Raw genomic sequence first — 14,427 nt, forward strand, 5'->3', positions numbered from 1 at the left:
CGGGCAAAGCCGCCGGATCACTCTGTGGTCTGGCGGCTTTCGGGGTTTTCGAGCATCATGTACCGCCCGAGCATGAGTTTGAGTTCGGCCACGGTGTCGGCATGGTTGTGGCCTTCCTGCACCGAGAAACTGAGCAGCGAATACGCCGTGTGTACGAGCAACTCCGACATCAGGGCGCGGCGGTCGCGCTGCGGTGTCAACGGGGCGATGATGCGCGCCACCTGGGCGGCCAGGGCGCGTTCGTGGACTGTCGCGGTTGCTCGGGTAGCCGGGGTCGACTGAACGGCCAGCCACACGGCCCGCCGGGACGGATCGTCGTGCCAGAGTCGGGCGAGGTGATCGATGAATTTCTCCAGCAGGCGTGGCCAGTCCAGTGACGGGATCTCCGCGGCAAAGGTCGCCAGCTCATCCTGAACCCCGGCAGCATCTTCTCTGTCGAGCTCACAGACCACCACGTACTTGTTCGCGAAGTACTGATAGAGGGTGCCGATCGGGACATCGGCGCGGGCTGCGATGTGTTCGCAGGTCAGTGACTCGAACCCGACCTCGATGAGCAGTTCCCGTGCAGCGGCCAGCATCGCGTCGAAACGCAGCTGGCTACGTTGCTGCGTTGGTCGCTTGCGGGGGACCAACGGCTCGGCACTGAGCAGTCGGGACGCACCGGATCCCGGAGCACTGGTTTTCAGTGCACCAGTGGTTCCGTGTCCGGGGCCCGGCTGCCGATCCGCCATGAACGAGCCTGTCTCCGGTCAGACCGAGAGATCGCGGCGCAGCTTGGCCACGTGGCCGGTGGCCCGCACATTGTATTGGGCGGCAGCGATTTTGCCGTCCGCATCGACGAGGAAGGTGGAGCGGATCACGCCGGTCACCGTTTTGCCGTACATCTTCTTCTCACCGAACGCGCCCCAGGCCGTCAGGACCGACTTGTCCACATCGGACAGCAGCGGGAACGTCAGGTTTTCCGCATCGCGGAATTTCGCGAGCTTGGCCGGCTTGTCTGGCGAGATCCCGATGACATCGATGCCCTCGGTGTTGAGTTCGGCAAGGCTGTCGCGGAAGTCGCAGGCCTGCTTGGTGCAACCGGGTGTACTCGCTGCCGGATAGAAGTAGACGATCACCTGCCGACCGCGGTAGTCCGCGAGGGAGACGATGTTCTCGTCTGCATCGGGCAGGGAAAAATCGGGGGCGTCGTCGCCCACAGCCAAGCGTGTGTTCTCAGTCATCGAACTCAGGCTAGCCGAGTAAGTAAACAGTGTGGCGCAACACGTGCAACATGGTCGGTGAACTACCGTAGAGCAGAAGACCTGACCGGACCGATCCACGCCCACAATCTGCGGCGAGGACGGCACTGTACCGATGGAGGACCTGTGGCACGCGACACCGACAGCATCGAACGCGATATCGAGCGGGCCCGCGATGAACTGGCGGGGACACTCGATGCGCTGGCCTCCCGTGCCAACCCTCAGCGCCTGGCCGATGACGCCAAGGCGACCGTCCTGGCCACCGTCCGCAAACCGGCGGTTGCCGGGACGCTGATCGCGGTGGGCGTGGTCGTCGTCGCCATTGTGATCAAGAAGATCGTCAACTGAACGAATGAACGGCGGGGCACCGCCGTCCTCGCACGCCCGCTCGGTGGCCAATGGTCACCTGGTGGGCGTTTGTGGTTTTCGGGCCACCCGAGGATGTGCGGACTTCTCGCGATGAAGTGTCACTGATCGGCGATGTGCAGTAGTTGGATCACTGCGGCCGAATGTCGTTCGGGCAAAAGAAAAACCCCCAGTTGCCTGGGGGTTCAACTCTCTTGTGCGCCATCAGGGACTCGAACCCCGAACCCGCTGATTAAGAGTCAGCTGCTCTGCCAATTGAGCTAATGGCGCTTGCTTCTTGCCTTGTTCTTCACTTCGTCTTGCGAGATAGAACGCTATCAGGCCGACCCTCGGAAATAAAAATCGCCTGGTCGACCGGCTCGAGGGCGTGGAAACCACTGGTCCGCAGCGGGCTTCGTGTAGTGAGCGTCACATTATCGACGGTTTATTGTTTCATGCACGTCGGGTTTAACACGTACACTTTCGCCTAGTTAGTTTCTTGCCCGCGTCGTCGGGCCTTAGTCAGATCTTGGGAGTGTGATGGGGTTCAGGCAGGCCTCTGTGACCCGGAGGGCGAGTACGCCCACGGTTCTGTTGATTCTGTTGGTGACACTCGCGGGTGTCGCGTCGGCATGCTCGTCTGATCCCAAGCCCGCGAAGTACAGCGATCAGGTGGTCAGCACAACACCGTTCGACGATCTGCTGCAGCCCGCGGTCGAGGTCACCGGCTTGGCGAACGAGCCCGTCATCGACGGCGACGTCGGTTTCGCGCCGGGTGCACCCGTGCAGGTGACCGCAAACGATGGTCGCCTGACCGATGTCAAGGTCACCAACACGGCCGGCGTGGTCGTGCCGGGTGTCATGTCGGACGACAAGAAGACGTGGACGGTCCCGGCGGGCTCGTTCGGTTACAACAAGCGGTACACGCTCGTCGCCGACGCCAAAGGCATTGGCGGCAAGACCCAGTCGAGCCGGACATTCACGACCAGCTCGCCGAACAACTTGACCCAGGCCTATCTGCTGCCGGAGAAGGGTTCGACCGTCGGTGTCGGAATGCCGGTCTCGATTCGCTTCGACGAGTCGATCCCGAACCGCAGGGCCGCCCAGGACGCGATCACAGTCAAGACCGAGCCACCGACCGAGGGCGCGTTCTATTGGCTCAGTGACACCGAACTGCGCTGGCGGCCGGAGAACTTCTGGAAGCCCGGCACCAAGGTCGATGTCGCGGTCAACACTTACGGAATCGACCTCGGGGACGGCCTGTTCGGTCAGGAAAACCTCAAAACGAACTTCACCATCGGCCGCGAACTGATCGCTGTTGCGGACGACAACACCAAGACGATCACCATCACCGAGAACGGTGAGGTCATCAAGACCATGCCGACTTCGATGGGTAAGGATTCGACACCCACGGACAACGGGACGTACATCATCGGAGACCGTCTCGATGAGATCGTGATGGACTCGTCGACCTATGGCGTTCCGGTGAACTCTCCGGCCGGATACAAGCTCGACGTCGACTACGCGACCCAGATGTCCTGGAGCGGTATCTACATCCACTCCGCGCCATGGTCGGTCTACGCGCAGGGTAGCGAGAACACCAGCCACGGCTGTCTGAACGTCAGCCCGGACAACGCCCTGTGGTGGGTGCAGAACTCGCTACGCGGCGACGTCGTCACCGTGAAGAACACGGTCGGTCCCGAGCTGTCGGGCACCGATGGCCTCGGTGACTGGAACATCCCTTGGGCGACCTGGAAGAAGGGCAACGCCTGAGTCGGGCTGCTCTCCGGTTGGTCCCTGTCATGGACCGTTGACGCCGGGTGGTGATCGTCGAAAGACGGTTACTGCCCGGCGTTTGTCATATGAGCCCCTGAAACCCTCGAACCCGAAGTCGGGTGTCGCAGTGGGACAACGAAGGCCGCTGCGGCGAAATGAGGACCGAAGCCGGGGCCGGGGGAATCGGGGGCCGGGCGAGCGGGGGACGTTAACGCAGAAACGGTCTACCGCGCCGAAGCGCGATAGACCGTTTCTGATTGGGGTGGACGACGGGACTCGAACCCGCGACAGCCAGAATCACAATCTGGTGCTCTACCAACTGAACTACGCCCACCATCGGTACCCGCTGAGCGGGACCGGAACTAACTTTAGCGGTATGCCGGGCAGAAACTCCAATCGGTTCCTGACCTGCGGTTCATCAGGCCGGACCGAGTGTTTTTGTCACTTCTTCGATGGCTGGGGAGTCCGGTCCGGGCTGCGGTACGAACACCGTTGCGCGGTAGTACTTGAGCTCGCGGATGGATTCGCGGATGTCGGCCAGCGCGCGGTGCGCGAGGCCCTTCTGCGGCTGACCGAAGTAGACCTTCGGGTACCAGCGCCTGCACAACTCCTTGATGGAGCTGACATCCACCATCCGGTAGTGCAGGTAGCTGTCGAGCTTCGGCATGTCCCGGGTGATGAAACCGCGGTCGGTGGCGATGGAGTTGCCGGCGAGGGGTGCTGCGCCTGCAGACCCGATCTGCGAGCGCAGGTACTCCAGCACCATCTTCTCGGCCTCTTCGAGGGTGACCGTGGAGGCCCGCACCTCTTCGGTCAGGCCGGAGGCGGCATGCATCTTCTTCACGACGTCCGGCATCGCGGCCAGGGCGTCTTCGTCGGCATGGATGACAACGTCTACGCCGTCGCCCAATATGTTCAGTTCGCTGTCGGTGACCAGAGCTGCGATTTCGATGAGTTTGTCACTGCCCAATTGCAGCCCGGTCATCTCGCAGTCGATCCACACAAGTTTGTCTTGCATCACATCACCCTAGTTCAGCGATACTCGTTGCCCGAGGCCAGTGGGCCGAGTGGACGGATGGTCCGGCGGTCAGTCGCCGAACTTGCGATAGAAGGCGCCGACGACAGGGGCGGTGAACTTACGTGGGCTGTAGCCGCCCGCAACCGACATCGCCTTCGACAACAAGCCCGGTACCACGCGCATCTTGTTGCGTTCCAGCGCATCCAGGCTCAGCTTCGCCACGTACTCGCTCGAGTTCCAGAGGAAGTCCGGAACCACCCGGTCGACGGTGCTGGCTTCCTCCGGCGAAGGGGTCTGGGTGCGAACGGGTCCCGGTGCCAGCAACGTCACGTGTACGCCTTGGTCGGCGACCTCGCCGCGCAAGGACTCGGACAAGGTGTTGACGAATGCCTTTGTTGCGGCGTACGTGGCGTTGTGGGGGATGGGCATGTTGCCCGCGGCCGAACCGACCATGAGGATGCCGCCTGAGCCCCGGCCGACCATCTGCGGCAAGACCGCCAACGTGAGGTCGTGGACGGCCACCGCATTCAGCTGGACCTGAGCTCGTTCGTAGTCGGGATCCAGGTCGGCGAGTGCGCCGAATGTTGCGATTCCCGCGTTGTTGCACAGGATCGAGATCTCACGCCCGGCCAATTCGTCGCAAAGTGCGGTGGTGGCGACCGGGTCGGACAGGTCTGTGGCGCGTACTTCGACCTCGACACCGAACTTGGCGCCGAGGTCGAGTGCGGTGGACTTCAGGATCTCTTCGCGACGGGCGACGAGGATCAGTCCGTGTCCACGGCGCGCCAACTCGGTGGCAAGTGCGGCACCGATACCGGACGAGGCCCCGGTGACGACGGCGCGCGCGGACAACGACGGCTGCGGAATACCCATGGCGCAAAGCGTAACGGTGTCCGGCCATCCGGTGGTCAAGTGTTATACGGCGGTCAGACGAAAGAGCCGCAGTTCGCGGGAGGTCCGACCGTTGTAGACCCGATACACCTTGGCCATGGTCTCGAACTCGTGGAAGATCCGGTGTTTGTCGGCACCCTCGAGAGGTGTGGCGGTGACCTCGATTTCGCTTCCATCGATGTTGACCCACGCATTCGGGTTCGCCAGCAGGTTGGCGGTCCATGCGGGGTGGTGGGCTTGCCCGAAGTTGGAGCCGACGACAAACAATTCCGGATCCTCCCGGTAGAAAATGAGAGGGGACGTTCGCCGTTCGCCGCTCTTCGCGCCGATGGTGGTGAGCAACATGGTCGGAGCGCCGATCGGACCGAGTGTTGTGTATTTGCCGTTGGTCCGGCTCATCAACCGTCGGTCGATCGGCGTGAGCTTTCGGATTATCAACGATCCCGCGGAGGTTGCCGCGAAGGCCAGCGCCAACGATTTCAGTCGGGAATCTTCGGAACCCCAACGTCTATCCGGAAATGGTGTGGCCATCGCGACCCCTCTCGCTGGGGTCAGACGATACTCGCGGCGACCTCGGTACCTTGGCGGATTGCCCGCTTGGCGTCGAGTTCGGCGGCCACATCGGCGCCACCGATCACGTGGGTGTTCACACCCCCGACGGTCAACGGGTCGATCAGCTCGCGCACCGATTCTTGTCCGGCGCAGACCACGACGGTGTCGACGTCGAGGATGCGGGTGGTGCGATCTCCACCTTCTTCTTTCGGCGCGAAGCTCAGGTGCAGTCCGGCGTCATCGATCTTGTCGTAGGTGGCGCCCGAAATCTGTTCCACGCCCTTCATTTTGATGGTGGCGCGGTGCACCCAACCGGACGTCTTGCCGAGGGTCTTGCCTTGGCCTCCGGGCTTGCGCTGGACGAGGTAGACCTTGCGGGTGGCCGGAGTTGGCCGTGGCTTTCCGACAAACCCGGGAACGGTGAGGTCGTCGGTGATGCCCCATTCCTGCTCCCACTCCTTGATGTTCAGTGTGGGGGAGTCGTCGACGGTGAGGAACTCGCTGACGTCGAATCCGATTCCGCCCGCGCCGATCACCGCAACGGTCTTGCCGATCGCACCGCGACCGAGGACGGCATCGGCGTACGACAGCACCTTCGGGTGGTCGATGCCCGGGATGTTCGGCATCCGAGGTGTGACACCGGTGGCGACGATGACGTCGTCGAACTTTTGCTCGATGAGTTCGTCGGCGCTGATCCAGGTACCCAGGTGTACCTGCACGCCGGTGACTTCGAGTTGCCGTTTGTAGTAGCGGATGGTCTCGGCGAACTCTTCTTTGCCCGGGATCCTGGCCGCGATCGAGAACTGGCCGCCGATGTGTTCGCCTGCCTCGAAAAGGTGGACGTTGTGGCCGCGCTGGGCGGCGGCGACGGCTGCCGAGAGTCCGGCGGGGCCGGCGCCGACCACTGCCACACGTTTGGCCTTGCGGGTGGCGCCGAGGATCAATTCGGTCTCGCGCCCGGCGCGTGGATTGAGCAGGCATGACACTTTTTTGCCGACGAACGCGTGGTCGAGGCAAGCCTGGTTGCATGCGATGCAGGTGTTGATCTCGTCGCCGCGGCCCGCCTGTGCCTTGTTGGCGAACTCCGGGTCGGCGAGCAGTGGTCGGGCCATCGAGATGGCGTCGACCCGTCCGCCTTCGAGGATCTCTTCGCCGAGTTCAGGTGTGTTGATCCGGTTCGATGCGATCAGTGGGATCGACACCTCTTCGCGCAAGCGCTCGGTGTAGCCGACAAACGCGCCACGCGGAACCGACGTGACGATGGTGGGTACCTGCGCCTCATGCCAGCCGATGTCGGTGTTGATGGCGTCGACGCCTGCGGCCTCGAGTTTGCGTGCCAGCAGGGCGATCTCGTCCCACGTCTGGCCGTCTTTGACCAGGTCGGCGATCGACTGGCGCATGATCACCATGAAATCGGGGCCGGTCTTTTTGCGGATCTCCTTCGCGATCTCGACGACGATCCGCTGTCGGTTCTCCGTACTGCCGCCCCACTTGTCGGTGCGGTTGTTGGTGCGCTTGCAGAGGAATGTGTTGAGCAGGTAGCCCTCGCCGCCCATGATCTCGATGCCGTCGTATCCCGCGTCCCTGGCGAGTTTTGCGCAGCGACCGTACGACCAGATGGCGTGCTTGATGAGCGCATCGTTCATCTTGATCGGCCGGAAGGGGTGAACCGGCGACTTCTCCCAGCCGACACTGAACTTCAGGGGGGTGTATCCGTAGCGACCGGCGTACAGGATCTGCATCGCGATCTTGCCGCCCTCTTTGTGCACGGCGTTGGTCAGACGCCGGTGCCGGATGACGTCGACCTTGTTGGTGAGTTTGCTGCCGAAGGGCAGGAGAAGTCCGGCGCGGGTCGGCGCGATGCCGCCGGTGATGATCAGGCCGGCGCCGCCGCGCGCGCGTTCGGCGTAGTAGGCCGCCAGCTTGTCGGTGTCCCAGATGCGATCTTCGAGACCGGTGTGCATCGATCCCATGATGATTCGGTTCTTCAGGACGGTTTTGTTGATCGTCAACGGCTCGAACAGCTTCGGGTATGGAGTTGTCATTGCAAGACCTTCCTTCGTCACGGGGGCTGGCCGTGTTGTCGGCTGTGGGACTACGAGTCGAGGACACCTTCGAGTGCGGCGATCACTTCGTCGCACCAGTCGATGAAGCCGGCTTCGATGCGCACGCCACCACGCAGCACGAGGTGTTGTTTGAGTTTGCGCAAGTTCAGTGCGCTCGGATCGGGAAAGTCGTTCTTTTCGAACTCTTGGTAGAGGCGGAGGCGTTCTTCGTGCAGGGATCGTTGGCGCCGCAATTCACTGATCAGCTGCGGCAGATCCGCGGCTTCGGCGGCCCTGATCTTCACGCCCAATTCGTCGCGGAGTTGTTGGGGCTCGGTGGGTGCCCCGACCCAATCGCTCAGTGCGGCTCGGCCTTTCGCGGAGAGCGTGTAGACCTTTTTGTCTGGCCTGCCGTCCTGCGCAACTGACTCGAAGCTGACCAATTCATCGGAATGGAGCTTCTTGAGCGTCCGATAGATCTGCTGGTGTGTGGCAGACCAGAAGTGGCCGATCGACCGGCTGAACTGTTGGCCGATTTCGTAGCCGGTGCCCGGTCGCTCGGCAAGCGAGGTCATGATCGCGTGTTCGAGTGCCACCTCTGCACAATACCCATGCAACGCGGCACTATGCAATGGTGTTCATATACCCGGAATTTCATATGGTTGACCTGCGTGTTGATTCAGTTCATGCCGCCACGAGTTCGAGAAGGTTCGCCTCGATCTGGCTGTGGCTTTCGCTGCGGTGCCCTGTTGAACGCGGTGCGGCAGGTCGCGGAAGCGCAGGGGCGACCGAGATGTGGCAATGGCCGGTGGGCGTTGAAACGGCTACCGAGTGGCGCTGCGTGTTTGATTCCTGTGTCGCTGAATGCCATCCAGGTGCCTGTTTTGCGTAATTGCAGTCCTCGCACAACCCCTGTCCGTTCTCGCCGCTCGTGGGTCCCTCCTTGCTGTGCGGAGCGACATGGTCGATATGCCGCACCGGTGCATCGCAGTAGGGAGTACGGCAGATTTGATCGCGTAGGCGGATCAGTAGTGCCAGTGCCTTGGGAAATACCCGGGCGACCGATTCCATGGCCACCAGCGCGCCGGTGGCCGGTTTCGTGAACAACCGCCTGATCGTGAGCGTTGTGTCGCGGTCGGCGGCCGCGGCAACCAATTGTCGAGCAATGCCGGCCGGGATTGGGCCGTACCCGTCGACATGGGCGGCGTCGTCGGCGTCAGCCAACAATGCGGCATCCGATACGACCAAGTTGACAGTGATCGGTGGGCCGTCGGCGGCGGCGCTGCCGGTGACCCGCTCGAACAACACATCAGCCATGATCTGATCCCGGGAGCGGCCATCGCCGTCACCGCGGTGCAGATCGGCTGCCCGACGTAGGGCAGCGATCACCCCGACGCCCTGGGCGACCGGTAGGAGTGCGCTCACCGTTGCCATGCAATCGGGTGCCGGACGCGAGGTGACCCGGCGGTCTTTAGTCGCTTTGGCGGCACGTGCAACCACTGCATGTGGATCTCGTTGATAAGCAAGTGCTTTGGCGCGAGCGGTGAGTGCCTTGTCGCCGACCCCGTGCAGTCCGTCCGGGTCGGCGCATAGCTCGGCATCGATGCCGACCCGGTCCGCAACCTCGAGGTACGCCGTTTCGCGAACCAGGATGGTGGCACGCCACTCGGATAGGTGACCCGCTTCGAGTGCGGCCATCGTATGAGGCATCTCATCGACCACCGCTCGCGCGAAACCCAGGTATCGGCCCCCTCGATGTGGCGACACTCGTCGGGCAAGCCCGATCTCCGACGCGATGCCTGCACCGACCTTCTTCGCAGGTAGCCCCTGTTCTCGATGTTCCTCGCGGCGCTTGCGGTAGAGGTTCATGGTCGCCCTCGCCTGCGCTGCGGCGCAGGCAGCCTTTAGGTCTTCGAGTGCCGTGATCTGATCTACCGAATCGGCAGCAGGACGATCAAACTCCATATGTTGCAAGGCATCTCGAACGCCCGCAATGTCGTTTGTTTCAAGCATGTGGCCCCCCGAACAACGTGATCGAATCTATGTTCGAGCATAGCGATGAGCTCTGACATTGTTAGTGCGCTGTGCTGGTCGCGCCCGAGACGACACGGCGGATGAGCTCATCGACCGGGATGCCGGAGGTTGTCAGTTCGAGTGATCCTGACGCTGACAGGACCGCGATGCCGTGGATGCCTGCCCACAATGTCGCGGCGGCGATCTCGGGTTCCGCGGTGGCTGCTGATTGGCGAATCAGCGTGACAAGTTGATCGAACATCGGGCGGGAGGTGTTGCGCAATTGTCTGCCCGACCCCTCCAAGAGGTCGTGGCGAAATATGAGGGTGAACATCGCCGGTCGAAGCGTGGCGAACGAAATGTACGACTTTGCAACTTGATTGATCGCGTTCGTCGGAGTTTCTGAGGGTTGGAGGGCTGCGGACTGGAGTGCAGCGGCGAGATCGTTCAGACCGACCTCGGCTATGGAGGCGAGGAGCATGCGGTGCGTTGGGAACCATCGACGGGGTGCGCCATGAGAAACGCCTGCTCGCCGGGCAATCGCCCGGAGGCTGATGTCCGCGGTGCCTGATTCTTCCAGTAGCTCGATCCCGGCTCGCACCAGTAGGTCGTGGGTGGACTCTTCGCTCATATAGACAGTGTCTACTGCACTGGGGTAGACACTGTCTATGTCGCTTACGGGTGAGGTCGCCTATCGGGTTTGTCGCCATGTTCTGGTCGGTCCGGTGCTGTATGTACTCGGGCGGCCGAAAATTGTTGGTCGCCACAATGTTCCGTCGACAGGTCCGGCGATCGTCGCCGCCAATCACTTGGCCGTGATCGACTCCTTCTACCTCACACTGGCTGCCCGCAGGCAGGTCTTCTTCCTTGCCAAGTCGGACTACTTCACCCGTACCGGGATGGTGGGACGCCTCCAGAGCTGGTTTTTCACCGCGCTGGGGCAGATCCCGGTGGACCGGACAGGTGGGCACGCGGCGTCATCGGCCATGTCGGCGGCAACATCTATCGTGCGCGGCGGGAAGGTGTGGGGGATACATCCGGAGGGAACCCGATCGCCAGATGGGCGCTTGTATCGCGGTCGGACGGGAGTCGCGAGAGTGGCTATTGCCAACGGGATATCAGTTGTCCCGGTGGCGATCACCGGGACTCGGCCGGTGGCGGGTGTGATGTGGTGGCGCCGTGGCCGGGTGGTCGTCGAGATACTGCCCCCGTTCGATCTCTCGCCGTATGCGGCGACCGGCGACTATCGCGGTGCGACTGATGCGTTGATGCGGATCCTTGCTCAACACAGTGGGCAGGAGTACGTCGACGAGTATGCGAAATCGTGGGTCGAAACCCCACCGCGCCGAGACGTCGCTTGACCGGCGCGGAATCCCGGCTCAGGTGGTTGCGTGATTGTGTTCGATGATGCGGATCTGACCGGTCTTTTCACACGTGGCGTATCCGTACCGTTTGGCGAAGAGTTCCCAGGACGGCTGCTCCGGGTGGCTCGGCAGGTCGATGGCGCTGCCATCCCCGAATCCGATGTGCAGGTCGCCGTCGTCGTTGCATTCCACGACGTCGGCCCGATTGCCCAGCATTGTGAAGAGTGGTCGCTGCTCGTCGATGACCTTCGCCGGGTTGATGCCGTGGTGTTCGACACCGAGGCCGCCGATCGGGGGAGACGTCAACCAGAACGGCGTCCACAACACCAACTCGCAGTGGTCGTTGAAGAAGAACGTCAGAGTGTCGTCGAACGTGAGTCGTTCCACTGTGTGACCTTGAATCCACAGTTGCATCGAAGCCTCCGTGTGTCGGACGTCACATTCGACGGTAACATCCGCCGGTCGGTGACCCAACCGCATCGATCAGGAATCGAGAAGCGCGGGTGGCGAAACCGCAGATAACGTCGCCGGTAGGACATCAACCAAGCAATGTCCACGCCAGACCTGGGAGGTCTTGAAGCCATGAAAACGATGACATGTAAGCAACTGGGTGGGCCATGCGAGATTGAACTCCGTGGCGACAAGGCGGACGACGTGATCCACGCCCAAGACCGCCATTTGAAAGAAATGGTGGAGAAAGGCGATGCAACCCACGAAGGTGCGCTGAAGGAAATGCAGGGCAGGTGGAAGCGACCCGTCGCTGGATTGGGTTGGTACCGAAGCACAAAGAAGGCCTTCGCGGCGCTTCCTGAGGACTGAACACCTGCCCGGTTGGGCAGGTGTCCGTGCAAGCAAAAACCAGGTGCCCCCGGCAGGACTCGAACCTGCGACCTAGAGATTAGAAGGCTCTTGCTCTATCCACCTGAGCTACGGAGGCGTGCCGATGGCCGGCGCAGGTGAGTATATCGGCACGGTCGAACACAGGCGGACGCGAGTCACAGTCGGCCGGTGCCTACCCTGGAGGGGTGAGTACACCCAGCCCCGATTCGATTGATATCCGTCGCAGTGCTGCGGCAAGCATTGGCTGGGTGTTGGCCTGGGTGGCAGCCGCCGTTGCGGTGGCGGTCACCGCAATCTCCGCCGGCGACGCACTTGATCTCGCCGGTGTCGGAGATCCGGGGACACTGACGCGGTACGGGCTGCCCACCGTTCAGACCATCGGTGAGATCGGCGCAGTGATCGCAGTCGGCGGCGCATTGTTCGCGGCATTCTTCGTGCCGCCACAATCTGACGGCGTCCTCGACGTTGGCGGGTATCGGGCGATCAAGTTCGCGTCGGTCGGCGCCCTGATCTGGGCGGTGGCGGCTCTGCTGATGATCCCGCTGACCATCTCGGACACGTCGGGGTATCCGCTGTCGGAGACATTGAGTCCCGATCGGATCATCTCTGCATTTGATCAGGTCGCGGACGCGCGGTCCTGGTTGTGGACCGCCATCTTTGCGGTGATCTGTGCGATCGTCGCGCGCATCGCCCTGCGATGGACGTGGACCCTGATCGTGTTGCCCCTGGCGATCCTGACGTTGATGCCGACCGCTCTGGCGGGGCATTCGTCGACCGGCGGTAGCCACGACGTCGCCACGAACAGTCTGATCCTGCACCTGGTCGGCGCCTGTCTGTGGATGGGAGGACTCTTCGCGGTCCTGATCTACGCCCGCGGCGCCGGGCGCTACACGCTGCTCGCGATCACTCGATACTCTCGTGTCGCGTTCTGGACGTTCATCGTTGTCGGGGCCAGTGGCGTCATCAATGCGCTGATCCGGGTGAAGGTCGATCAGCTGTTCACCGAGACTTACGGGCAATTGGTCCTGGCCAAGATCGTGGCGCTGGTCGTCCTGGGTGGATTGGGTGCGTGGCACCGGAAGGCCAGCATCCCGGCGATGGAGAAGGACGACAACCGGCGTCCGCTGATCCGGTTTGCCGTAGTCGAGTTGCTCGTGTTCGCGGCAACATTCGGTATCGCCGTGGGACTGTCGCGGACGCCTCCTCCGGTCAACGCCAACCCGTCGAACATGCCCGCTGCCGAACTGCTTCTTGGCTACCGAATCGATCACGAACCCACATTCGCGCGGATCTTCCTCGACTGGCGGTTCGACCTGCTGTTCGGAACCCTGGCGATTGTCATGGCCGTCGTCTATCTCCGCGGCGTGATCCGCTTGCGCCGTCGCGGTGATGCGTGGCCGATCGGTCGGACGATCGCCTGGATCCTGGGCTGCGCTGCACTGTTGTTCGCCACCTCATCCGGGCTCGGCAAATATGCGCCTGCGATGTTCAGCCTGCACATGATCGCGCACATGACGCTCTCGATGCTGACGCCGGTTCTACTGGTCCTCGGTGGCCCGATGACGTTGGCGTTGCGGGCTCTGCGGCCGGCCGGAAAGAGCGCGCCGCCGGGACCGCGGGAGTGGATCTTGGCCATCCTGCACAGTCCGTACTCGCGGTTCATCACGCATCCGCTGGTGGCGTCGGTGCTCTTTGTCGGCAGTTACTACGTCCTGTACCTGGGTGGACTGTTCGAGAAGCTTGTCGACTATCACGCCGCGCACGTCGCGATGAACTTCCACTTCATCGTCAGTGGATACCTCTTCTACTGGGTGGTCATCGGGATCGACCCGGCACCACGAACGTTGTCGCCGGTTGCCAAGCTCGCAATGGTGTTCGGCTCGTTGCCTTTCCACGCCTTCTTCGGTGTGGCGCTGATGAGCACCGACAACGTGATCGCCCGCAGCTATTACCAGAGCCTGATGCTGCCGTGGAACCCCGATCTGATGAGCGATCAACGGTTGGGCGGCGGCATCGCCTGGGCGGCCGGAGAGATTCCGCTCGTGTTGGTCATGCTGGCCCTGTTGGTGCAATGGAGTCGCCAGGACCTACGACAGGCCCGCCAGTTCGACCGGCGAGCAGATCGTGACGAAGACGCCGAGTTGGCCGGCTACAACGCGATGTTGAAACAGATGGCCGGGGCAGACGGACCCGAGTCGGTTGTCGCAACGGGCACGGTTGGGGAGAAGCCGGTATCTGATGAGTCCGGGGACCAAGATTCGAGCGAACCCACTCCGGGCAGCCCGCGGGTAACCCCCAACTAGGTGCGGCCTAGAGCTCGACTCTCCTCAGCACTCCGGTCG

General features: G+C 62.5%; 15 protein-coding genes and 3 tRNA genes. 5 read left to right on the forward strand and 13 right to left on the reverse strand.

The window, feature by feature from the left end; genetic code table 11:
- Positions 1-17 precede the first annotated feature (17 nt).
- Complete coding sequence (locus tag AC1TPF_RS16230) at positions 18-731, reverse strand: TetR/AcrR family transcriptional regulator (RefSeq protein ID WP_482138866.1); 714 nt, start codon at positions 729-731, stop codon at positions 18-20.
- Between the two features lie 18 nt (positions 732-749).
- Positions 750-1,223, reverse strand: a complete 474-nt coding sequence (gene bcp, locus AC1TPF_RS16235) for a thioredoxin-dependent thiol peroxidase (RefSeq protein WP_482144738.1) — start codon at positions 1,221-1,223, stop codon at positions 750-752.
- Positions 1,224-1,367: 144 nt separating this feature from the next.
- On the opposite strand from bcp, the gene AC1TPF_RS16240 reads away from it, so the two are divergent.
- Complete coding sequence (locus AC1TPF_RS16240) at positions 1,368-1,589, forward strand: DUF3618 domain-containing protein (RefSeq protein WP_482138870.1); 222 nt, start codon at positions 1,368-1,370, stop codon at positions 1,587-1,589.
- A gap of 215 nt (positions 1,590-1,804) precedes the next feature.
- Here AC1TPF_RS16240 and AC1TPF_RS16245 read toward each other — a convergent pair.
- Positions 1,805-1,877 (reverse strand) — tRNA-Lys (locus AC1TPF_RS16245).
- A gap of 249 nt (positions 1,878-2,126) precedes the next feature.
- On the opposite strand from AC1TPF_RS16245, the gene AC1TPF_RS16250 reads away from it, so the two are divergent.
- Positions 2,127-3,359 carry a L,D-transpeptidase gene (locus tag AC1TPF_RS16250; protein ID WP_482144739.1) on the forward strand — a complete coding sequence of 411 codons (1,233 nt, stop codon included), beginning with the start codon at positions 2,127-2,129 and terminating at the stop codon, positions 3,357-3,359.
- Positions 3,360-3,620: 261 nt separating this feature from the next.
- Here AC1TPF_RS16250 and AC1TPF_RS16255 read toward each other — a convergent pair.
- The 8 genes from AC1TPF_RS16255 to AC1TPF_RS16290 all read right to left on the reverse strand — a co-directional run bounded on the left by AC1TPF_RS16255 (position 3,621) and on the right by AC1TPF_RS16290 (position 10,512).
- Positions 3,621-3,696: transfer RNA gene (locus tag AC1TPF_RS16255), tRNA-His, on the reverse strand.
- A gap of 84 nt (positions 3,697-3,780) precedes the next feature.
- Positions 3,781-4,380: an oligoribonuclease gene (gene orn / locus AC1TPF_RS16260; RefSeq protein WP_482138872.1), complete on the reverse strand. Its 600-nt coding sequence runs from the start codon at positions 4,378-4,380 to the stop codon at positions 3,781-3,783.
- Between the two features lie 69 nt (positions 4,381-4,449).
- Positions 4,450-5,253, reverse strand: a complete 804-nt coding sequence (gene cmrA / locus AC1TPF_RS16265) for a mycolate reductase (protein ID WP_482144740.1) — start codon at positions 5,251-5,253, stop codon at positions 4,450-4,452.
- Positions 5,254-5,295: 42 nt separating this feature from the next.
- Entirely contained in the window at positions 5,296-5,802 is a 507-nt protein-coding gene (locus AC1TPF_RS16270; RefSeq protein ID WP_482144741.1) for a nitroreductase/quinone reductase family protein, read from the reverse strand.
- A 20-nt stretch (positions 5,803-5,822) separates the two neighbouring features.
- Positions 5,823-7,868 (reverse strand): FAD-dependent oxidoreductase, encoded by a 2,046-nt coding sequence (locus tag AC1TPF_RS16275; RefSeq protein ID WP_482144742.1) that lies wholly within the window; start codon positions 7,866-7,868, stop codon positions 5,823-5,825.
- Positions 7,869-7,918: 50 nt separating this feature from the next.
- Positions 7,919-8,464, reverse strand: coding sequence for a PadR family transcriptional regulator (locus AC1TPF_RS16280; protein WP_482138879.1), 546 nt, complete (start codon positions 8,462-8,464; stop codon positions 7,919-7,921).
- A gap of 88 nt (positions 8,465-8,552) precedes the next feature.
- Complete coding sequence (locus AC1TPF_RS16285; protein ID WP_482144743.1) at positions 8,553-9,833, reverse strand: HNH endonuclease; 1,281 nt, start codon at positions 9,831-9,833, stop codon at positions 8,553-8,555.
- A gap of 109 nt (positions 9,834-9,942) precedes the next feature.
- The gene (locus tag AC1TPF_RS16290) at positions 9,943-10,512 is read right to left on the reverse strand and encodes a TetR/AcrR family transcriptional regulator (protein WP_482144744.1); all 570 of its coding nucleotides are present in this window, start codon (positions 10,510-10,512) and stop codon (positions 9,943-9,945) included.
- Between the two features lie 37 nt (positions 10,513-10,549).
- Between AC1TPF_RS16290 and AC1TPF_RS16295 the strand changes: the two genes are divergently transcribed.
- Complete coding sequence (locus AC1TPF_RS16295) at positions 10,550-11,242, forward strand: lysophospholipid acyltransferase family protein (RefSeq protein WP_482144745.1); 693 nt, start codon at positions 10,550-10,552, stop codon at positions 11,240-11,242.
- An 18-nt stretch (positions 11,243-11,260) separates the two neighbouring features.
- Here AC1TPF_RS16295 and AC1TPF_RS16300 read toward each other — a convergent pair whose 3' ends face one another.
- Positions 11,261-11,725: a DUF6188 family protein gene (locus AC1TPF_RS16300; protein ID WP_482138884.1), complete on the reverse strand. Its 465-nt coding sequence runs from the start codon at positions 11,723-11,725 to the stop codon at positions 11,261-11,263.
- 69 nt (positions 11,726-11,794) lie between these two features.
- On the opposite strand from AC1TPF_RS16300, the gene AC1TPF_RS16305 reads away from it, so the two are divergent.
- Positions 11,795-12,064 (forward strand): hypothetical protein, encoded by a 270-nt coding sequence (locus AC1TPF_RS16305; protein WP_482138886.1) that lies wholly within the window; start codon positions 11,795-11,797, stop codon positions 12,062-12,064.
- A 44-nt stretch (positions 12,065-12,108) separates the two neighbouring features.
- Here the strand turns inward: AC1TPF_RS16305 and AC1TPF_RS16310 are convergent.
- A tRNA-Arg gene (locus AC1TPF_RS16310) sits at positions 12,109-12,182 on the reverse strand.
- A gap of 88 nt (positions 12,183-12,270) precedes the next feature.
- Here AC1TPF_RS16310 and AC1TPF_RS16315 point away from each other — a divergent pair.
- A complete protein-coding gene (locus AC1TPF_RS16315) occupies positions 12,271-14,388 on the forward strand; it encodes a bifunctional copper resistance protein CopD/cytochrome c oxidase assembly protein (RefSeq protein ID WP_482144746.1) in 2,118 nt (705 codons plus the stop codon).
- Positions 14,389-14,427 lie beyond the last annotated feature (39 nt).

The organism is Williamsia sp. Y853 (assembly GCF_056786495.1).

Bases quoted from the DNA above. Each gene is read 5' to 3' on its own strand.
- orn (WP_482138872.1), bottom strand. From the start codon at position 4,380: ATGCAAGACAAACTTGTGTGGATCGACTGCGAGATGACCGGGCTGCAA.
- AC1TPF_RS16300 (WP_482138884.1), bottom strand. From the start codon at position 11,725: ATGCGGTTGGGTCACCGACCGGCGGATGTTACCGTCGAATGTGACGTC.
- bcp (WP_482144738.1), bottom strand. From the start codon at position 1,223: ATGACTGAGAACACACGCTTGGCTGTGGGCGACGACGCCCCCGATTTT.
- AC1TPF_RS16270 (WP_482144741.1), bottom strand. From the start codon at position 5,802: ATGGCCACACCATTTCCGGATAGACGTTGGGGTTCCGAAGATTCCCGA.
- AC1TPF_RS16295 (WP_482144745.1), top strand. From the start codon at position 10,550: ATGTCGCTTACGGGTGAGGTCGCCTATCGGGTTTGTCGCCATGTTCTG.
- AC1TPF_RS16290 (WP_482144744.1), bottom strand. From the start codon at position 10,512: ATGAGCGAAGAGTCCACCCACGACCTACTGGTGCGAGCCGGGATCGAG.
- AC1TPF_RS16250 (WP_482144739.1), top strand. From the start codon at position 2,127: ATGGGGTTCAGGCAGGCCTCTGTGACCCGGAGGGCGAGTACGCCCACG.
- cmrA (WP_482144740.1), bottom strand. From the start codon at position 5,253: ATGGGTATTCCGCAGCCGTCGTTGTCCGCGCGCGCCGTCGTCACCGGG.
- AC1TPF_RS16285 (WP_482144743.1), bottom strand. From the start codon at position 9,833: ATGGAGTTTGATCGTCCTGCTGCCGATTCGGTAGATCAGATCACGGCA.
- AC1TPF_RS16230 (WP_482138866.1), bottom strand. From the start codon at position 731: ATGGCGGATCGGCAGCCGGGCCCCGGACACGGAACCACTGGTGCACTG.
- AC1TPF_RS16275 (WP_482144742.1), bottom strand. From the start codon at position 7,868: ATGACAACTCCATACCCGAAGCTGTTCGAGCCGTTGACGATCAACAAA.
- AC1TPF_RS16305 (WP_482138886.1), top strand. From the start codon at position 11,795: ATGTCCACGCCAGACCTGGGAGGTCTTGAAGCCATGAAAACGATGACA.